This window comes from Bradyrhizobium sp. S3.7.6 (assembly GCF_054061875.1).
This window is the reverse complement of record NZ_JBSSEQ010000001.1, coordinates 8607224-8626241: the sequence shown is the minus strand read 5'-3', so window position 1 is coordinate 8626241 and position 19018 is coordinate 8607224. Positions and strand designations below refer to the sequence as shown.

The 19018-nt window shown below is 65.4% G+C and carries 22 protein-coding genes; 17 read left to right on the top strand and 5 right to left on the bottom strand.

The window, feature by feature from the left end; genetic code table 11:
• Positions 1 to 192 precede the first annotated feature (192 nt).
• Entirely contained in the window at positions 193 to 852 is a 660-nt protein-coding gene (locus ACVJ5M_RS41650) for a hypothetical protein (protein WP_063985617.1), read from the top strand.
• On the top strand, positions 849 to 1781 hold the full coding sequence (gene ubiA, locus ACVJ5M_RS41645) for a 4-hydroxybenzoate octaprenyltransferase (RefSeq protein WP_063985616.1): 933 nt from the start codon (positions 849 to 851) through the stop codon (positions 1779 to 1781). Before ACVJ5M_RS41650 ends, ubiA begins: the two co-directional genes overlap by 4 nt.
• A gap of 113 nt (positions 1782 to 1894) precedes the next feature.
• Here the strand turns inward: ubiA and ACVJ5M_RS41640 are convergent, their stop codons facing one another.
• The gene (locus tag ACVJ5M_RS41640) at positions 1895 to 2413 is read right to left on the bottom strand and encodes a DUF6101 family protein (protein WP_063985615.1); all 519 of its coding nucleotides are present in this window, start codon (positions 2411 to 2413) and stop codon (positions 1895 to 1897) included.
• Between the two features lie 276 nt (positions 2414 to 2689).
• Here ACVJ5M_RS41640 and ACVJ5M_RS41635 point away from each other — a divergent pair, with 276 nt between their 5' ends.
• The 7 genes from ACVJ5M_RS41635 (at position 2690) to ACVJ5M_RS41605 (ending at position 8855) form a co-directional block, all read left to right on the top strand.
• A complete protein-coding gene (locus ACVJ5M_RS41635) occupies positions 2690 to 4093 on the top strand; it encodes a TldD/PmbA family protein (protein WP_063985614.1) in 1404 nt (467 codons plus the stop codon).
• Positions 4080 to 4898 (top strand): 3'(2'),5'-bisphosphate nucleotidase CysQ, encoded by an 819-nt coding sequence (locus ACVJ5M_RS41630; protein WP_063985613.1) that lies wholly within the window; start codon positions 4080 to 4082, stop codon positions 4896 to 4898. The genes ACVJ5M_RS41635 and ACVJ5M_RS41630 overlap by 14 nt, the downstream gene beginning before the upstream one ends.
• 60 nt (positions 4899 to 4958) lie before the next feature.
• The gene (locus tag ACVJ5M_RS41625) at positions 4959 to 5201 is read left to right on the top strand and encodes a DUF4170 domain-containing protein (RefSeq protein ID WP_063985612.1); all 243 of its coding nucleotides are present in this window, start codon (positions 4959 to 4961) and stop codon (positions 5199 to 5201) included.
• Positions 5198 to 5911 carry a lysophospholipid acyltransferase family protein gene (locus ACVJ5M_RS41620; protein ID WP_063985611.1) on the top strand — a complete coding sequence of 238 codons (714 nt, stop codon included), beginning with the start codon at positions 5198 to 5200 and terminating at the stop codon, positions 5909 to 5911. Before ACVJ5M_RS41625 ends, ACVJ5M_RS41620 begins: the two co-directional genes overlap by 4 nt.
• Complete coding sequence (locus tag ACVJ5M_RS41615; RefSeq protein WP_063985610.1) at positions 5904 to 7208, top strand: 3-deoxy-D-manno-octulosonic acid transferase; 1305 nt, start codon at positions 5904 to 5906, stop codon at positions 7206 to 7208. Before ACVJ5M_RS41620 ends, ACVJ5M_RS41615 begins: the two co-directional genes overlap by 8 nt.
• Positions 7201 to 8217: a tetraacyldisaccharide 4'-kinase gene (lpxK, locus tag ACVJ5M_RS41610; protein WP_354099993.1), complete on the top strand. Its 1017-nt coding sequence runs from the start codon at positions 7201 to 7203 to the stop codon at positions 8215 to 8217. The genes ACVJ5M_RS41615 and lpxK overlap by 8 nt, the downstream gene beginning before the upstream one ends.
• Before the next feature lie 302 nt (positions 8218 to 8519).
• Positions 8520 to 8855, top strand: coding sequence for a GYD domain-containing protein (locus tag ACVJ5M_RS41605; RefSeq protein ID WP_063985608.1), 336 nt, complete (start codon positions 8520 to 8522; stop codon positions 8853 to 8855).
• 382 nt (positions 8856 to 9237) lie between these two features.
• Here the strand turns inward: ACVJ5M_RS41605 and ACVJ5M_RS41600 are convergent, their stop codons facing one another.
• Positions 9238 to 9435, bottom strand: a complete 198-nt coding sequence (locus ACVJ5M_RS41600; RefSeq protein ID WP_223153847.1) for a hypothetical protein — start codon at positions 9433 to 9435, stop codon at positions 9238 to 9240.
• 510 nt (positions 9436 to 9945) lie between these two features.
• Between ACVJ5M_RS41600 and ACVJ5M_RS41595 the strand changes: the two genes are divergently transcribed.
• Entirely contained in the window at positions 9946 to 10260 is a 315-nt protein-coding gene (locus tag ACVJ5M_RS41595; protein ID WP_063986703.1) for a hypothetical protein, read from the top strand.
• Between the two features lie 16 nt (positions 10261 to 10276).
• On the opposite strand, the gene ACVJ5M_RS41590 is transcribed toward ACVJ5M_RS41595, so the two are convergent.
• Entirely contained in the window at positions 10277 to 10504 is a 228-nt protein-coding gene (locus ACVJ5M_RS41590; RefSeq protein WP_014491939.1) for a DUF2093 domain-containing protein, read from the bottom strand.
• A 194-nt stretch (positions 10505 to 10698) separates the two neighbouring features.
• Here ACVJ5M_RS41590 and ACVJ5M_RS41585 point away from each other — a divergent pair, with 194 nt between their 5' ends.
• On the top strand, positions 10699 to 11523 hold the full coding sequence (locus tag ACVJ5M_RS41585) for a dienelactone hydrolase family protein (protein ID WP_063985607.1): 825 nt from the start codon (positions 10699 to 10701) through the stop codon (positions 11521 to 11523).
• Between the two features lie 224 nt (positions 11524 to 11747).
• Positions 11748 to 11897: a hypothetical protein gene (locus ACVJ5M_RS41580; protein WP_008130160.1), complete on the top strand. Its 150-nt coding sequence runs from the start codon at positions 11748 to 11750 to the stop codon at positions 11895 to 11897.
• Positions 11898 to 12077: 180 nt separating this feature from the next.
• On the opposite strand, the gene xseA is transcribed toward ACVJ5M_RS41580, so the two are convergent.
• Positions 12078 to 13718, bottom strand: coding sequence for an exodeoxyribonuclease VII large subunit (gene xseA, locus ACVJ5M_RS41575; RefSeq protein WP_084795308.1), 1641 nt, complete (start codon positions 13716 to 13718; stop codon positions 12078 to 12080).
• Between the two features lie 118 nt (positions 13719 to 13836).
• Here xseA and ACVJ5M_RS41570 point away from each other — a divergent pair, with 118 nt between their 5' ends.
• The 5 genes from ACVJ5M_RS41570 to ACVJ5M_RS41550 all read left to right on the top strand — a co-directional run bounded on the left by ACVJ5M_RS41570 (position 13837) and on the right by ACVJ5M_RS41550 (position 18411).
• A complete protein-coding gene (locus ACVJ5M_RS41570; protein ID WP_063985605.1) occupies positions 13837 to 14847 on the top strand; it encodes an alpha/beta hydrolase in 1011 nt (336 codons plus the stop codon).
• Positions 14844 to 15398 (top strand): hypothetical protein, encoded by a 555-nt coding sequence (locus ACVJ5M_RS41565; RefSeq protein WP_063985604.1) that lies wholly within the window; start codon positions 14844 to 14846, stop codon positions 15396 to 15398. Before ACVJ5M_RS41570 ends, ACVJ5M_RS41565 begins: the two co-directional genes overlap by 4 nt.
• Before the next feature lie 3 nt (positions 15399 to 15401).
• Positions 15402 to 15701: a winged helix-turn-helix domain-containing protein gene (locus ACVJ5M_RS41560; protein WP_063985603.1), complete on the top strand. Its 300-nt coding sequence runs from the start codon at positions 15402 to 15404 to the stop codon at positions 15699 to 15701.
• 308 nt (positions 15702 to 16009) lie between these two features.
• Positions 16010 to 17293: a phosphoribosylamine--glycine ligase gene (gene purD, locus ACVJ5M_RS41555; RefSeq protein ID WP_063985602.1), complete on the top strand. Its 1284-nt coding sequence runs from the start codon at positions 16010 to 16012 to the stop codon at positions 17291 to 17293.
• A gap of 215 nt (positions 17294 to 17508) precedes the next feature.
• On the top strand, positions 17509 to 18411 hold the full coding sequence (locus ACVJ5M_RS41550; RefSeq protein ID WP_063986702.1) for an alpha/beta fold hydrolase: 903 nt from the start codon (positions 17509 to 17511) through the stop codon (positions 18409 to 18411).
• Between the two features lie 142 nt (positions 18412 to 18553).
• Here ACVJ5M_RS41550 and ACVJ5M_RS41545 read toward each other — a convergent pair whose 3' ends face one another.
• Complete coding sequence (locus ACVJ5M_RS41545) at positions 18554 to 19012, bottom strand: nucleoside deaminase (protein WP_038945284.1); 459 nt, start codon at positions 19010 to 19012, stop codon at positions 18554 to 18556.
• Positions 19013 to 19018: the final 6 nt, after the last annotated feature.

The following is a 19018-nucleotide window of genomic DNA, read 5'->3' as shown; positions in this document are numbered from 1 at the left end:
CCGCCGTTATTAACCGAAAGCCGCCATTTCGGGGGTAAATATTGCCAAATCGGTGCGTCGGCGCGCCGCGCTCTTGCCCTATTCGACGGGTTGTTAAGGGCCGGCGGGAATCGTAAAATCGCGAGCACGCTGGTTGCGCTTCAATTGGGAAGACGCCAAGCCCCGTAAGCTCCTGCCGGAGAGACTGCCTTGATGATCCGTCATTTGATGGTTCCGATCACTGCCGCCATGGTCACCTTGGGCGCCGCGGGTGCCCACGCGCAGGGCTTCCCTGCGCCGCTGCCTGGCCAAGCCCCAACCAGTTCCGCGTTTCCGCCCGTGAACGGCTCGGCGCCGAGCGCTTCGGTCGGTGCAGCGCCCCAAGGATCGTTTCCCGTGAACGGCGCCGCGCCCGTCGGTGGCGCAGGTGCCTTCAGCGCCGCCCCGCCGACGCAAGGCGGTCCCGGCGAGGACTGCATGAAAACCTTCATGCCGCTGCGCGAGGAAGCCGAGAAGCGCGGCAAGCTGATCAAGGCCGCGAGCGATCGTCACGCCTCGCCGGACGAAGCCTGCAAGCTGATTCGCAATTTCAGCCAGGCTGAGACCAAGATGATCAAGTACATCGAGGTCAACGCTTCGAAGTGCGGGATTCCGGCGCAGGTCAGCGCGCAGATGAAGGACGGCCACAAGAACACCGAGGCCATGGCGACGAAGGTCTGCAACGTCGCGCAGCAGATGCAGAACCAGCCGCGCGGTCCGGCCGGTCCGTCGCTGAGCGAGGTGCTGGGCTCGGGCTCGGCGCCTGAAGCCAATGCCGGCAAGAAGGGCGGCAGCACCTTCGATACGCTCAACGGCAACGTCCTCACCCGATGAGTGATACATCCGCCCGCGTTGCCGATTCCACCGGCAACTGGGTCGATACGCTTGCGCCGCAATGGGCGCGGCCTTATTTGCGCTTGTCCCGCTTCGATCGTCCGATCGGCTCCTGGCTCCTGTTGATGCCGTGCTGGTGGTCGGCGGCGCTCGCGGCGGGCATGGCGCATGATGTCCGCGGCCTGCCCCTCACCATCGTGCTGTTCTTCATCGGCGCCTTCGTCATGCGCGGAGCAGGCTGCACCTGGAACGACATCACCGACCGGGATCTCGACGACAAGGTCGAGCGCACCCGCTCGCGGCCGCTGCCGTCGGGCCAGGTGACGACCAAGCAGGCGCTGGCCTTCATGGTCGCGCAGGCGCTGACCGGTCTCGTGGTGCTGCTGCAATTCAACCGCTTCGCAGTCCTGACCGGCATCGCCTCGCTTTTGATCGTCGCGATCTATCCCTTCATGAAGCGCATCACCTGGTGGCCGCAGATCGTGCTCGGCCTCGCCTTCTCCTGGGGCGCGCTGATGGGATTTGCCGTCACCTTCGGGCGCATCGAATTGACCGCGCTGGTGCTCTATGCCGGATCGATTTCGTGGGTGATCGGCTATGACACGATCTATGCGCACCAGGACGCCGAGGACGACGCGCTGATCGGCATCAAATCCACCGCGCGGCTGTTCGGCGCGCACACGCACCAGGCGCTGATCCTGTTCTACGGGCTTGCGGTGATGCTGATCGGCGTCGCGCTGGCCTCAGGCGATGCGCGCTGGCCGGCCTGGCTCGGGCTTGCGGCGTTCGCCGTGCATCTGGCCTCGCAGATCGTGCGGCTCGATATCAGCGACCCCTTGCTCTGCAAGCGCCTGTTCTTCTCGAACAAGTATGCGGGCTTCCTGCTGTTTGCGGGATTGCTGGTCGACGCGGTGATGCGGGCGGCGTAGCCCGTAGGGTGGGCAAAGGCGCTCTTGCGCCGTGCCCGCCATCTTCCCGGGATTGAGATAAAAAAGGTGGGCACGCTTTCGCTTTGCCCACCCTACGGCACTGTGCGTGCCGTTCAATTCCTTGCGATGATCTCGCGTTCGCCCTGATGAACCGACAGCTCGCGCGTCATGGCGGTGCGCCGGCGCATCAGGAATTTCGGACGGCGGGCGCGGATCGCGTTGGCGCGACGACGGCGCGGCGTCGGCTTGCGGGCACCTTCGTCGAGCTGCGGAAGCGCAAACAGCTCGCTCCAGATCGCCCAGGCCTCGGCGAGCTCGTCGCCATCGTTGCTGACCAGCAGCGGAACGGACAGCGAGGGATCGCGATGCACGAGGACGAGGGTCTGCGCCTCGTCATTGCCGCGCAACGCAACGCCGATGAAGTCGCTGACGCGGACGTTGATCGCCATCTGCATGCCGCGGACGGCACGGCGCAGCACGACACGCTCGCGATGAAGCTCGATCTGCCTGGTGTATCCGTCGGCGCGCGGATCGTGCGCATCGAAGCGGACCGGAAGGGAAAGAGGGTCGAGCCGCAAGCTGCGGCCCGACCCGGCGGGAGCGATCCCGCTTGTTGCTGTTTGACGCCTCACGGCTTTAGTTCTCCCCGCCGGGATTATGTTCCCGGTCGATGCGAGGACCTTAGCGCGCGCCGTTCCGAAACCACTTAAAAAGGCTGGTTAATCCAGCGTCACCGCCGCTCATGATTGACAAGACCTTGGCACGCATGATTGACGAGACGTTGCGCTAGACTTGCGAATCTGAGCTTTTTGCGGGCTGAAAACGCTTGAAGTCCGTACCAATTGGGCACATCTGGTGTTCAGGGCCGGTATCGCCCCGAAACCTCCCGCCGCAACAGGATTTCGTTTGTGAACCCTTCACCAAGCTCGACGCTTTCGCCCCAGGATTCGTCCAAAGCCAATCGCGACCTGTTCGATCAGACCGCGCTCTCCGATCTCGCGCAGCGGCTGGTCGAGGCGGCCAAGCGCGCCGGTGCGGATGCGGCCGATGCCGTCGCCGTGCGCGGCGTCTCGCAGGGCGTCGAGGTGCGTGACGGGCGCGTCGAGGAATCCGAACGCTCCGAGGGCGACGATGTCGGCCTGCGCGTGCTGGTCGGCCAGCGCCAGGCGGTGGTCTCGACCAACGACGTCAGCGGCGATGCCGTGACCAAGCTTGCCGAGCGCGCGGTTGCGATGGCGCGCGTCGCGCCCGACGACAAATATGTCGGCCTGGCCGATCCCGCGCTGCTGGCGCGCGACTTCCCCGATCTCGATCTGCTCGATCCCGACGTGCCCGCGACCTCCGAGCTCGAGCGCCGCGCGCTCGAAGCCGAGGCTGCCGCGCTCGCCGTGAAGGGGGTGACCAAGTCCGGCGGCGCCTCCGCCTCCGCCGGCATGGGCGGCATGGTGCTCGTCACCAGCACCGGCTTTCATGGTTCTTATTTGCGTTCCAGCCAGGGCATTTCAGCGACCGCGATATCGGGCGAAGGCACCGGCATGGAGCGTGATTACGACTTCACCTCGGCGCCGCACGGCGCCGATCTCCTGTCGCCGGAAATCGTCGGCCGTTCCGCCGGCGAGCGTACCGTGGCGCGTTCCAATCCGCGCAAGGTCGAGACCTGCAAGGTGCCGGTCGTGTTCGATCCGCGCGTTGCGGGCTCGCTGGTCGGCCACGTCGTCGGTGCCATCAACGGCGCCTCGATCGCACGCAAGACCAGCTTCCTGAAGGACAAGCTCGGCCAGCAGCTGTTCGCCAGGAACATCCGCATCATCGACGATCCCCTGCGCAAGCGCGGCCTGCGCTCGCAGACGTTCGATGCCGAAGGCGTCGCGGTGAAGAAGATCGCGCTGGTCGACGAGGGCGTGCTGACGACCTGGCTGCTCGACTGCGCGACCGCGCGCGAGCTCGGCCTCACCACCACCGGCCACGCCCATCGCGGCGTCTCGTCCTCGCCGTCGCCCGGGCCGTACAATCTGCATCTCGAACCGGGCACGCCGACCCCGGCCGAGCTGATCGCCGACATCAAGCAGGGCTTCTACGTCACCGACCTGATCGGCTCCGGCGTCAACGGCGTCACCGGCGATTACAGCCGCGGCGCCTCCGGCTTCTGGATCGAGAATGGCGAGCTGACCTATCCCGTCAGCGAAGTCACGATCGCGGGCCATCTGTTCGAGATCTTCAAGTCGATGCAGCCGGCGAACAATCTCGAGTTCCGCTACGGCATCAATGCGCCGACGGTGCGCATCGAGGGTTTGACGCTTGGCGGACGCTGACGCGCATGCAACTGACGAAACCATCCTGACGCGCGACGCGGCGCTGCTGCAGGACGCGGTGCGGGAGGCAGGCAGCCTCGCGCAGTCGATGTTCCGCACCGAATTGAGGACGTGGACCAAGGGCGCGTCCTCGCCGGTGTCGGAAGCCGACATTGCCGTCAACGATTTGCTCGAAGCGCGCCTGCGCTCGGCGACGCCCGATTATGGCTGGCTGTCCGAGGAGAGCGCCGACGACGAGGTGCGGCTGTCGCGGCGGCGGACCTGGGTGGTCGATCCCATCGACGGCACCCGCAATTATCTCGGCGGTCATGACGAATGGTGCGTCAGCGTCGCGCTGGTCGAGGATGCCTCGCCGGTGCTGGCTGCGGTGTTTGCGCCCGCGACCGACGAGTTCTTCTTCGCGGCCCGCGGGCAGGGCACGACGCTCAACGGCAAAGCCGTGCGGGCGGCGTCCGGATCCGCGCTCGACTTCTCCCGCGTCGCCGGCCCGAAGCCGATGGTCGAGCGGCTCAATATTGCTGGCGGCGACATCAAGCTGCATCCGCGAATCGGTTCGCTCGCGCTGCGCCTGTGCCGGGTCGCCGATGGCGTGCTGGATGCGGCTTTTGCCGGGGGCAACAGCCATGATTGGGACCTTGCGGCGGCCGATTTGATCGTGCAGGAAGCGGATGGTAGGATGAGCGACCTCTCCGGAGATCCCATCCTCTATAACCGCCGGGAAGTCACGCACGGGGTGCTGGTGGCAGCGGGTCGCGATCGTCATGCGGGCATCGTCGCGCATTTTCGAAATCGTCCCTTGCCCTGAGTGCGTCCGTCGTGCTTCTCGAACACTGCTTTGCCGGGCAGCCCGTTAGGAACAGAACCCATGCCAGATAGTGCCCCGCAACAATTGCTGCATCTCGTCATCGGCGGCGAACTGCTCGATCTCGAGCACAACACCTTCAAGAACCTCGATGACGTCGAGGTCGTCGGCCTCTATCCGAACTATGCGTCCGCTCACGTCGCCTGGCGCGCCAAGGCGCAGAGCACGGTCGACAACGCGCAGATGCGCTACTTCATCGTCCATCTCCATCGGTTGCTCGACCCGAATCAAGAACCGGCGCGTTGAAAAAACTGCTTCGCAATACGCTGCGAAGCAGCTGGTTTCAGCGTGCCGTCGGGGTTCTGGCGGCCGAATATCTGCGCCTGGTCTGGCGGACCAACAAATTCACGTTCGATCCGCCTGACGTCTATGACATCGTCGAGCCGCAGATCCCCGCGATCTTCGCCTTCTGGCACGGCCAGCATTTCCTCACGCCCTTCATCAAGACCAAGGAGTCCTACCGGGCCAAGGTCCTGATCTCGCGGCATCGCGACGGCGAGTTCAACGCGATCGCCGTCGAGCGGCTCGGCATCGGCCTCATCCGTGGTTCCGGTGACCACGGCGGCGCCTTCCACCGCAAGGGCGGGGTGGGCGCGTTCAGGGAAATGGTGCACACGCTCCAGGACGGTTGTAATGTCGCGCTGACCGCCGATGTCCCCAAGCGCTCGCGCGTGGCCGGGCTCGGCATCATCATGCTGGCACGGGAATCGGGGCGGCCGATCATGCCTTTCGCGATGGCGACCAGCCGCTTCATCCGGCTCAAGAACTGGGACCGCACCACCATCAACCTGCCGTTCGGGCGGGGCGCATTGGTCGGCATCAAGGAAATCCACGTGCCGCCGGATGCCGACGCCGCCACCATGGAAGCGCTGCGGCTGGAGCTGGAAGAGACCTTGAACGAGGCGACCCGCCGCGCATACGCGCAACTCGGCCGTCCGGGGCCCCAAGATGGCTAATTCGCTGCCGATAACGCTGCGGATGTACCGGCGCCTGGCCTCGGGCCTGGTGCCGCTTGCGCCGGCGCTGATCAAGCGGCGGCTGAAGCAGGGCAAGGAGGATCCCGCCCGCGTCGGCGAGCGGCGGGGCCTGTCCCGGGACGTGCGTCCGCACGGCCCCCTGGTCTGGATTCACGGCGCCAGCGTCGGTGAGGTGCTCGCCGCAGCCGCGCTGATCGAGCGCCTGCGCGACCTCAATCTGCGCATCCTGCTCACCTCGGGCACCGTCACCTCCGCCGCCGTCGTCGCAAAGCGCTTTCCGCCCGACGTCATCCATCAATACGTGCCGTATGATTCCCCGCGCTATGTCGCGCGCTTCCTCGATCACTGGAAGCCGTCGTTGGCGCTGTTCATCGAATCCGATTTGTGGCCGAACCTGATCCTGGCGGGCGCCGCGCGCCGCCTGCCGATGGTGCTGATCAACGGGCGGATGTCACCGCGCTCCTTCCCGCGCTGGCGGCGGATGTACGGCACCATCTCGGCGCTGCTGTCGCGGTTCGACATCTGCCTGGCGCAATCGAAGACCGATGCTGAACGTTTCTCCGCGCTCGGCGGCCGCGACGTGGTCACCACGGGCAATCTCAAGCTCGACGTGGCCGCGCCGCCGGCCGATCCCGCCAAGCTCGAGCGGCTGATGGCGATAACGCGCGGCCGCCCGATCATCGTCGCGGCCTCGACCCATCCGGGCGAGGACGAGATGCTGGTCGCGGCGCATCGCAGCCTCGTCGGTTTCTTCCCGCAGCTTCTGACCGTGATCGTGCCGCGGCATCCGGATCGCGGCACCTCGATCGCGGGCCTGATCACGGCGTCGGGCCTGAAGCCGGCGTTGCGCTCGCGCGAGGAATTGCCGACGGCCGCGACCGACGTCTATGTCGCCGACACCATGGGCGAGCTCGGCCTGTTCTACCGCCTCTCGCCGGTCGTGTTCATGGGCGGATCGCTGATCCGCCATGGCGGCCAGAATCCGATCGAGGCGATCAAGCTCGGCGCCGCGATCGTCCATGGTCCGCACGTCTTCAACTTCGCCGATGTCTACGAGGCGCTCGACGGCAGCGGCGGCGCGCGCCAGGCCGACACACAGGAGGCGCTGGTCAAGCAGCTCGGCCAGTTGCTGGCCGATGCCGCCGTGCGCGACGGGATGCAGCGCGCCGGCGCAGGCGTGGTCGAGGAGCTCGGCGGTGCGCTTAATCGCACCATGACGGCGCTCGAGCCCTATCTGTTGCAGCTTACCATCGAGATGGGGGCCGCCAATGCGTGAGCCGGCCTTCTGGTACCGGCCGCGTTCCTTCAAGTCTCATGCGTTACGGCCGTTGGGCTTGCTCTATGGCGCGATCACCGAACGGCGCATGCTGCGCCAGGGCTTTGACGCCGGCATCCCCGTGATCTGCGTCGGCAACTACCATGTCGGCGGCGCCGGCAAGACGCCGACCGTGCTCGCATTGACAAAGCTGTTGCGCGAGCTCGGCGAGACGCCGGTGGTGCTCAGCCGCGGTTATGGCGGGCGCCTCAAGGGTCCGGTCATGGTCGATCGCGAGCGTCACACCGCTTCCGACATCGGCGACGAGCCGCTGATGATGGTGCGCGACGTTCCTGTCGTGGTCGCGCACGACCGTCTCGAAGGCGTTGCGCTCGCGAAGTCGCGGGGCGCGACCGTGGTCCTGATGGACGACGGTTTCCAGAACCCGCGCCTGCTGAAGGACGCCTCCCTGATCGTGATCGACAGCGAGCGCGGCCTCGGCAACGGCAAGGTGTTTCCGGCCGGTCCCTTGCGCGCGCCGCTGAAGGCGCAGCTCGCGCGCACCGATGCGCTGGTGCTGATCGGCAATGGCCATGCCGCCAACGATGTCGCGGCGGAGCTTGCGAAGCGCAACAAGCCGGAGCTGCGCGCGCGCCTGAAGCCGGATGCGGCCTCGGTCGCGCAACTCCTCGGCAATCGAGTCTTTGCGTTCGCCGGCATCGGCGATCCCGCGCGTTTCTTCCGCAGCTTGCGTGCCTGCGGCATCGAGGTCGCGCGCACGCGCCCCTTTGCCGATCACCACATGTTTTCGCAGAACGAGATCGCGGCGCTCGCAGCGGAGGCGCAGCGCGAGCAGCTCACGCTGGTGACGACGGAAAAGGATCTTGCGCGCCTGCGCGGCCGCGAGGGCGTGCCCGACGGCATCGTGCCGTTCGCGGTGCAGCTCGAATTCGATGATCCGGCAGCGCTCCGGCAATTGATCAGCGATCATCTCTACAGGGCGCGCGAGCGGCGGTTCGGCAGGCGATGATGTCTTGATGATTTCTTGGCGTGGGCAAAGCGCTCCGCCGTAGCCCAACACCGCGCGCCATGCGATATGCGACAATTGACCGGGGCGACATGTCGCGGCGGATGAATTGTCTTCCGCACGTTCGGGAGTTGATGTAGCCTCGCATGAGAGCCGTCACCGGGACGTGCCGAACTCCCGGCAATCATCGGCGGCGTTTATGCCCACGGCGGGCAACGTACCATCATCATTTCAGATGCGAGACCGTTACGATCAGTTCGGAACGGCCGGAGAGTTATTGCCAAAAGCTCAGAGGAGAACATGCCATGCATTTTTGCCTCACTGGACAATATACACCACGCGCTCTCAACGCCATTTTGGAAAACCCCACGATCAATCGCCAGGAGGCGGCGACAAAACTCATTGAAGCGGCCGGCGGCAAGCTGATTTCGATGTACAGCGTTGCTGCCGACGGTCCGGGCGTTCTGGTGATTTTCGATGTGCCTGATCCGAGCACGGCTCCGGCCATCTCCGGTCTGACCGTCACGGTGGGCACCCTGCAGAACGTGAAACTGACCCGGCTGTTCACGCAGGACGAGATCAAGCAGGTCCGCCAGAACGCGGCGAAGCTGCGCTCTTCGTATAGTCCGCCCGGAGGCTGACATCCGGATCTCAAGCGATGCCGCCGCAATCGTATCGGGCGGCGGCAACGCTTACCTCACAGCAAAAAGCAGGTCTGCGCGCTGAGGCGAGGCGAAGGCCTTCCGGCGTCTATCGACGGACGATGCGGAGGGCGCGTGCTGTGTCCGGCGCCACAGGTCCGACTGAACGTGCTTGCCAGCGGACCCGTCAAGGGCATGCAATCCCGGCTCAGCGGTCAGTCCCCTCACCAGGCTCCAACAGCCATCATTCCGATGATGGTCAGGCACGAGACGCAGGCCACCATGACAGTATAGCATTCGGGTGTATTCATCGCTTGCTCCCAAACTGCCGCCAATTGCTTGGTCACTGCTACGCGGGAGAGTTCGCCGGTCTCGGGCCGCTTCAATGCGGCACGCCGCGACCGGTCTTGCGTTGTGCGTCCGTCCTCTCATCGTCACCCTGATCCGCAAGATGATGATGCGCTTCGGAAGCTTCAGAGCGTTGAGCTATGATCAGAAGCTGTTTCCGCATTTCAGCGAGGCGGGCGCGGCAATATTCACGATAGAGCATGTCTAGTATGGTGGGCATGATCACCCCCATCGTTGACTTTCGATTTAAAAAGTATCCACCGCGAATTTTCGAGGTGATCGTAGCCCGTCAGATGGCTCTTCCGATGTGAGCCCGTTCACAGACTGCATCAATTCCAAAGCTCAATGGTCGTTTGGTTGACTTGATGGTCTGTGCGGCAAAGCAGCAGGGCTAATTACCTAACGCGCACTTTAGCAGCGCTCTGTTTCACCAAGACTTCGTCAAACAACTTGAGGGCGCCGAACCGCAGCGAAAAATCCAACTACAGCGCGAAGTGACTTACCACGGAGTGCAAGCGCGATTCGATGCAACGCAGATCGGCACGACGGAGATCATTTCGGCGGTAAGGCCTGCAGTTCAGGTGCGCACGAACATCGTCTCCATCCTCATGCTGCGCGAAAGGCTGTGCCGCTCGTGCGATGCCGGCAGGACAGCTACACTTTGCTCACCCTGCAGCAGCCTGCCATTCAGCCGACATTCATCGCAAGACGCCTATCGGTTCCAGACGATCAGGAGAATCCGATGAAACTGCCATCCGCAGCCGTCGCTGCCAGTCTTGTGTGTCTGATCATTGCGCCCGTGTTTGCGCAGACGGCGCCGACGACGGCTCCCGCTGCTCCAACCAGCACGGTGCCAGTCCCCGCGACCAAGCGCGTCACATGTCTTGCGACGACGCAAAGCCTGAAGGGCCAGGACAAGCGCGACCAGATGCAGCTCTGCATGGCGCAGGCGCGGGTCGATTGCCTCAAGCAGGCGATCGATCAGAAGGTCGTCGGCGAGCCCAGGAAGACCTTCATCAAGACCTGCGTGGGCGGAGATGCCACTGAACAGCAATAGAAGCGCAGGCGCGGCCTCACGGCTGCGGCTTCAGCGCGCCGGGGAAATGCCGCTGCAGCACGGCGGCGGGCGTGGCGTAGGCCTCTTGCAGGTCCACGCTCCAGTACTTCAATTCGTCGAGCGGTATCCGCGTGTCGGTGATCGCGCAGCGCACGAAGGTCCCCGGCGAGATCACGCGGAAATCGCCGTCGAGATATTGCACCTGCGCTTCGCCATGGCCCGAGGGGCCGAACTTGTTCAGCACGGTCGAAAGTCTCCGTGGAAGGCCTCTCCGTGGAAAACCCTGGAGGGCACGATGTGTTGGACGGGATTTAGCATAGATAGGGTGGCTTGTCCGCCCGGTAAACCCACCGGTTTGTGATGTTTTGCCGCCGTTTCCGCATGATAGTGCTTCGCGCGAGGGATGGCCGGTTCCGGCATCTTCCACGGCAGAATCCGATGCGCCTTCGACTGACCGCCCTGTTCCTGATGCTGCTGATGTCGGCCGCGCACGCCGCGCCGGCGCCGCAGCAGGTCGACATTCCGCTGTCGTCCGGAATCCTGCATGGGCAGCTCTACAAGCCCGAAGGCGAGGGGCCGTTTCCGACCGTGATCGCGCTGCACGGCTGCGGCGGCCTCGGCAATCATTCAGAATCGGTGCTGCCGCGCTATCGCGACTGGGCGCTGCAATTGCTGAAGGCCGGCAATGCCGTGCTGCTGCCCGACAGCTACGGCTCGCGCGAGCTTGGGCCGCAATGCCGCGTCAAGGAGATGCACATCAAGGCACGTCGCGAGCGCGTCGCCGACATCGCGGCCTCGCGCGCCTGGCTGATGAAGCAGAGTTGGGTCGCGCGCGACCGCGTCAGCCTGATCGGCTGGGCCAACGGTGCCAGCGCGCTGCTCTGGGCGGTGCGTCCGCAGAGCGCCGCGCGCGAAGCCGGGCCGGATTTTCGCGCGGCGATCGCGTTCTATCCGGATTGCCGGATCTCCGCCGGCCTCGGCTGGAGCGCGCGGGTGCCGACCCTGGTGCTGATCGGCGCCAATGACGACGTCTCGTCGCCGCCGGCCTGCCGCCAGATGGTCGATGGTGCGCGCGGCCGCAGCGCGCTCACGCGCATCGTGGTCTATCCCGGCGCCTATCACGATTTCGACCGCGCCAATACGCCGCTGCATGCAGCTGCCGGTACCACCGACGCCGCCGCGCCCGAGCACGGCCATCTCGGCACGGACGCAGAGGCGCGCGCGGAGTCGCAGCGGGAAGTCGCGGAGTGGCTGGCGCGGTGAGGGCGGTCCTGTAGCCCGGATGGAGCGGGCTTGTCCCGCCGTAGCTCGATAGAGCGAAGGCGGAAGCGGGGCCGCCCGAGGAACAAATCTGGCGGACAGCCCCGCATCGACCACCGCCCTGCACGGAGTATGGCCGACCGTGAATCTACGTATCGCGTGTCGCGGCGGTTTCAGCAGGTGACGGCGCCTTAGTTCGACCACGATGTCGATTAAACGCAGTCCTCATGCGCAACCGCTTCGTCCTGTTCTCATCCGCACTGATCGTCTTCACCGTCGCGATCTTCCTGTTCGAAGCCCACGCCGGCGCGCCGATGATCGCGCCGGAACATTGCGGCTTCTGGACCACGATCGACGCGGGATTGTCCTGCCGGTAGGACGGGCTGCAATGACGTGGTTGGGGCTGCATGCGTGCACCACACAGTCGGTGTCGTCGCCCGGCTTGACCGGGCGATCCAGCACTCCGAGACGTCCGTGAGTCACCGAGAAGCCGCGGCGTACTGGATTCCCCGCCTGCGCGGGGAATGACACCGAGGGCGGAACGCCGCCCTCGCGCCTCAGAACAAATTGCCCTGATCCACCGGCTTCGCCACGCGCTTCGGCGCCGGTTTTGCGTCTTGCGCGGCCGGCTTTGCTTGCGCCAACGCACGCTTTGCCGTCGGAACTGCACGATCCGCATCCGCCGTCGCACCGACACGGCCGTCCGCAAACTCGATCTCGACGCGTGCGCCGGGACCAATCGCGTCGGCCGAATGCAAGGGATGGCCGGCCTCGTCCCGTACCAGAGCAAAGCCGCGGGCGAGCACGCCGCGATACGACAACGCCGAGAGCAGCTTGCCGCTGTTCTCGATGCGGGCATCCAATCGCTGCAACAGCGTGACAAGCGCGCGGTTGGCGCGTTCGGCCAGACGATGCGTGCGCTCGCGCTGGCGGGCAATTGCGTTGCGCTGCGCCTGTGCATTCGAAAGTTTCGAGGCGCGCAAGCGCACCTCCAGCCCGGCGAAACGGTCGCGCCGTTGCCGCAGCAGCGAGCGCGCGGACAGGCCGAGCCGCTCGCCGCACACGGTGAGGCGGTGATCGGCCTGCGAAATCTGCCCGTGCAGCACCCGCAGCGTCAGCTTTGCGCTCGCCGCGGTAAACCGGCGGAAATGCGCATGCGTGTTGGCCTTGAGGCCGCGGGGTAGCGACGCGCCCGCCGAATCCAGCCGTTGCCGCGGGATTGCGAGCAGATCGCCCGCCGCGGGCAGGGCGCGCGCGGCGGCGCGCAGCTCGCTGCGGCGGCTCTCATGGGCACGCTGCCAATAGGCGCGGGTGCGCCGCGCGAGATCGGCGACCTCGACGAACAAGTCGCTGCGCACCGGCACCGCCATCTCGGCCGCTGCCGTCGGCGTCGGCGCGCGCTTGTCGGCGACGAAGTCGATCAGCGTGATGTCGGTCTCGTGCCCGACCGCCGAGATCAGCGGGATCATGCTCTCGGCTGCCGCCCGCACCACGATCTCCTCGTTGAACGACCAGAGGTCCTCCAGCGAGCCGCCGCCGCGTGCCACGATCAGCACATCGGGCCGCGGAATCTTGCCGCCCTCGGGCAGCGCATTGAAGCCGCGGATCGCGGCTGCGACCTGCTCGGCCGAGCCTTCGCCCTGCACCTTGACCGGCCACACCAGCACGTGGCGGGGAAAGCGGTCCTCAAGCCGATGCAGGATGTCACGGATGACGGCGCCGGTCGGCGAGGTCACCACGCCGATCACCTCCGGCAGCCAGGGCAGCAACTGCTTGCGCGCCTCGTCGAACAGGCCCTCGGCGGCGAGCTTCTTCTTGCGCTCCTCCATCAGCGCCATCAGCGCGCCGATGCCAGCCGGCTCCAGCGCCTCGATCACGATCTGGTATTTTGAGGAGCCCGGATAGGTCGTGAGCTTGCCGGTGGCGATGACCTCGAGCCCTTCCTGGGGCTTGAAGCGCATCCGCCCGTGCACGCCCTTCCAGATCACCGCCTCGATCTTGGCGCTCTCGTCCTTGAGCGCGAAATAGCAGTGGCCGGAGGAGTGGGCGCCGCGGAAACCGGAAATCTCGCCGCGGACCCGGACATGGCCAAAGGCGTCCTCGACCGTCCGCTTCAGGGACTGCGAGAGCTCGGAGACGGTGAATTCGGGGGCGTTGAGCAGTGGTTCCGCAGGCGGCATCGGCAAACGATTCGGCATTTTGGGGTCAGACCCGACGTTAAGGATTTTCGCGGCGCAGCGCCAATCCGGGGATTGATATGAAGAGTACTCTGTAATATAGAGTTCTCTATCGATGATCAGTTCGAGGGAGTTTGCGATGGCGATGCGGCTGCTGCGAGGTTCTCTAAGCCTGTTGAAATGGGGCCTGTGCGCGGTTGGCGCAGTCGCGCTGCTGCTCACCGCCCTGATCGCGACGCCGCTGGAACGACCTGCGGAGATGCGCTCAGTCTCGGACTCCGCCAAGGGGATCGACTGGTCCACCCTCCCGCCGCTGGAGCGGTTCCAGGCCCGCGACGGTACCTGGCTTGGCTTCCGGCACTACGCGCCGAAGGGGACGGCCACCGACCGCGGCGCCATCTTCATCCATGGATCGTCCGGTTCCTCCGGCACCGTGAACCATGCCCTGACGGCAGCATTCGCCGCGCACGGCGTCGAGACCTGGGCACTCGATACGCGCGGCCACGGCGCCTCCGGCACGCGCGGTGATATCGGCTATGTCGGCCAGCTCGAGGACGATCTGGTCGACTTCGTCGCCCATGTCCGCAAGAGCGCGCCCGATTTGCCACTGACCTTGATCGGCCATTCCGCCGGCGCCGGCTTCTCGCTGCGCGTTGCCGCGACGCCGATCATGCAGGACCTGTTCGTCCGCACCGTCCTGATTGCGCCCTATCTCGGCTACGACGCGCCGACCAACAAACCGCACGCCGGCGGTTGGGCCAATGCTGACCTTCCGCGCTACTTCGGGCTGGCGGCGCTGCGCAAGCTCGGCATCGACTGTTGTTCGCAGCTTCCAGTGCTCGCCTTCGCCGTGCCGCCGAACTCGGAGCGGATCCTGGTGCCGACCTATTCCGATCGCCTGATGCGCAACTTTGCGACGCGCGGCTATCGCCTCGATTTTCCGGCGGTGACTCATTCGATGACGATTTTCGGCGGTGCCGAGGACGAGATGATGATCTCGGACAAATATGCCGAGACCGTGCAGGCGGTGAAGCCGTCGGTCGACGTCAAGATGATCGACGGCGTCAATCACATGGGCATGGTCACCAACCCGAAGGCGGTCAATGCAATCGCCGAGGACGTGGCAACGCGCGGAGCAGGCCAGTCATGATCGACAGCAAGGAGGCGTCTGCAGCGTTGGCCGACATCGACGACATCGTCCAGCGCGTGAAGCAATCGCAGCTCTACGAGCTCGCAAGCCTCGCAGCGGTCTGGTGGGGAGTCCTGGTGTTCGCAGGCAATCTCGTGACCTGGCTCTGGCCGGTCTACGCGGTCCACGCCTGGGTTGCCGTGGACGTTCTGGGCGTCGGCGGTCTGGTCGGAATCCGGTTGCTCAATCCATCACCCCGTCCGCATGGTGCCGCCTTCGATGTCAGGCTCGTTCTGGTCTTCGTGCTGTTCTTCGCCTTCGGCTATCTCTGCACCAACGTCGTCGGCCATTTCGGTCCACGCCAGCTCGGCGCGTTCTGGCCGCTCTACTTCATGCTGTTCTATACGCTGGCGGGTCTCTGGTTCGGCTACGCCTTCGTCGCGATCGGTCTTGGCATCGCTGCGCTGACACTGATTGGGTTCTTCTACATCGGAGAGGCGTTCCCGCTCTGGATGGCGTTCGTCAATGGCGGCGGTCTGATCCTCGGCGGCCTTTGGATGCGGCGGATCTAGCGCATGGCCGAGCTCGACGACATCATCCACCAGCCGCTGCGGCTCAAGATCATGGCGGCATTGAACGCGCTGCCTGCGACTGCAGGTCTGGAATTTTCGAGGCTGAAAAAGCTCACCGGCGCCACCGACGGCAATCTCGGCGCACACATCGAGACGCTGGCGAAGGCGGGCTACGTCTCGGTCGACAAGGCCTTCGTCGGCAAGAAACCGCAGACCACGGTCACCGCCACCGCCGCCGGCCGCGGCGCCTTCGCACGCCATGTCGCGACGCTGCAGGAGATCATTGCGGGGAAGCAGGTGTAGCGGCGATTGTCGTTCTCGGGCGTCGCTGACGCGGTGCAGATTGTTGTGCCCTCTCCCCTTGCGGGAGAGGGCATCTCCGCCGGTGGACGCAGGCTCACTCGGGTGAGGGGGCTGCCTCCACGAGCTTTTATGCGTGTGGATAGATACCCCTCATCCGGCGCTTCGCGCCACCTTCTCCCGCAAGGGGAGAAGGAAAGCGGGCTTCGCCGCGCCCCCGGAATGACGGGGAGTTCGGGGCGTTTCCCCTTGAGACCCGCGGCGATTCGTGCGACCTCCGGCACCAGCAAACCCCTTATTCTGAGCCCTCGATGCACATTCTCCTGCTCGGTTCCGGCGGCCGCGAACATGCCCTGGCGTGGAAAATCGCAGCCTCCCCCCTGGTGACCAAGTTCTGGTGCGCGCCCGGCAATGCCGGCATCGCGCGGGAGGCGGAATGCGTGGCGCTCGATGTCGCCGACCATGCCGCGGTGATCGACTTCTGCAAGACGAATGCGGTCGAGCTCGTGGTGGTCGGCCCGGAGACGCCGCTGGCCGCCGGCATCGTCGACGACCTCACCGCCGCCGGCATCAAGGCGTTCGGGCCGAGCGGGGTGGCGGCGCAGCTTGAAAGCTCCAAGGGGTTCACCAAGGCGCTGTGCACCGAATTCGGCATTCCGACCGGCGCCTACAAGCGCTTCACCAACGCCAATGATGCGCGTGCCTACGTGCAGAGCCAGGGTGCGCCGATTGTGGTCAAGGCCGACGGCCTTGCCGCCGGCAAGGGCGTCGTGGTCGCCAAGACCGTGCGCGAGGCCGAGGACGCCATCGCCATGATGTTCGAGGGCGCCTTTGGCGATGCCGGCGCCGAGGTCGTGATCGAGGAATTTCTGCCGGGCCGCGAGATCAGCTTCTTCGCGCTGTGCGACGGCGAGACCGCCATCCCTCTCGCTTCCGCGCAGGACCACAAGCGGGTGTTCGACCACGACGTCGGCCCGAACACCGGCGGCATGGGCGCCTATTCGCCGACGCCGCTGGTCACGCCCGCGATCCACGATGCGATCATGGCAAAGATCATTTTGCCGACGGTCGCCGGCATGAAGCAGCGCGGCACGCCGTTCCGCGGCATACTTTACGCCGGGATCATGCTGACCACCCATGGCCCAAAGCTGTTCGAGTTCAACGTTCGCTTCGGCGATCCCGAGTGTCAGGTGCTGATGCTGCGGATGATATCCGACATCGTGCCGGCGTTCCTCGCCTCCTGCGACGGGGAGCTTAAGCACTTCGACCTGCGCTGGCATCCGGACTCCGCGCTCACCGTGGTGATGGCGGCGAAGGGCTATCCCGGCGACTATCAGAAGGGCACGCGCATCGAAGGGCTCGATGACGCCGCCAAGGTCGAGACCGCCGAGATATTCCATGCGGGCACGGTCGAGGAGGACGGCGCGATCCTCGCCAATGGCGGCCGCGTGCTCAACGTGTGCGCGCTCGGCAAGACCGTGACCGAGGCGCAGGCGCGTGCCTATCAGGCCGTCGACCGCATCAACTGGCCGGAAGGCTTCTGCCGCCGCGACATCGGCTGGCAGGCGGTGGAAGCCGAGAAGGCCCGGGGCTGACAGGCTTTTTTCCGGAATACACGCATGGTGGCATCAAGATTGCCGCGTGCCTCCGCCCCGCCACATCGACATTCCAAAATTGCGCAATCGCCTGTTGGGGGTAGCAACCCTCACAGGTGACGACCGTGCTACTGTGCATGGGGTTGTTTTCGACATTTTTGTTTGAGGCGGCCCAGGACTGACCAGACAGGACTGACCAGATATGGATGCAGAAGATGTCCGATCTCGCCGACCTCTATCCGGGCTTTGGCTCCGAGTGGGTCAACACCTCCTTCGGCCGCATCTTCGCCCGCGTCGGCGGCAAGGGGCCGCCGCTGCTGCTGCTGCACGGCTTCTCCGAGACCAACGTGATGTGGCACCGCGTGGCGCCGCAGCTCGCCGACAAGTTCACGCTGATCATTGCCGATCTGCCGGGCTATGGCTGGTCCGACATGCCCGAGAGCGATGCGCAGCACATCCCCTACAGCAAGCGCGCGATGGCCAAGGCCATGGTCGAGGCGATGGAGCAACTCGGCCACGTCCACTTCGCGCTTGCCGGCCACGACCGCGGCGGCCGGGTGTCGTATCGGCTGGCGCTCGATCATCCCGGCCGGCTGTCGCGCCTTGCGGTGCTCGATATCCTGCCGACCTATAATTACTGGGAGCGGATGAACCGCGCCTACGCGCTGAAGATCTATCACTGGACCTTCCTCGCCCAGCCGGCGCCGCTGCCGGAGACGCTGATCTCGGGCAATGGCGAGTTCTTCCTGCGCTTCAAGATGGCGAGCCAGACCAAGTCGAAGACGCTGGACGCCATCGACGAGCGCGCACTGGAACATTACATCGCCCCGTTCCGCGATCCCGCCCGCGTGCATGCGATGTGCGAGGACTACCGCGCCGGCGCCTATTTCGATTACGACCTAGACAAGACCGATTTCGAGGCCGGCAAGAAGATCACGGTGCCGATGCTGGCCCTCTGGGGTGGCGCGGGCATCGCCCAGGCCGCCGCGACGCCGCTCGATACGTGGAAGCAATGGGCGACCAACGTCGACGGCATGCCGGTGGACTCCGGCCATTTCCTCACCGAGGAGAACCCGGACGCCACCGCAAAGGCGCTGCGCGAGTTCTTCGCAGGCTGAACTAAGCTGTCGCGACACACACAACTGTCATCGCCCGGCTTGACCGGGCGATCCAGTACTCCGAGACGGTGGTGGTTGATCGATAGGCCGCGGCGTACTGGATGCCCCGCCTTCGCGGGGCATGACGGCGGAATATGTGAATCTACCGCCGCTCCCGAAAGAAGTCCCTGAGCAGCCGCGCCGCCTCGCTCTCGCCGACCCCGGAATAGACGTCCGGCGCATGATGGCAGGTGGGCGAAGCGAAGAACCGCACGCCGGACTCGACCGCGCCGCCCTTGGGATCGGCGGCGCCGTAATAGAGCCGCCTGACCCTTGCAAAGGAGATCGCGCCCGCACACATGGTGCAGGGCTCCAGCGTCACGTAGAGGTCGCAGTCGACCAGGCGCTCGCTGCCGATCTTTTTGGCGGCCTCGCGCAGCGCAATGATCTCGGCATGGGCGGTCGGGTCGTAATCGGTCAGCGTCCGGTTCGCCGCGGTGGCGATGACCTCGTAATTGCGGACCACGACGCATCCGATCGGAACTTCGCCCGCCTTTCCGGCATTTTCGGCCGTTTTGAGCGCCAAATCCATGAAAGAGGGGGCTTTCAAGCCTCGTATCATCGTCAG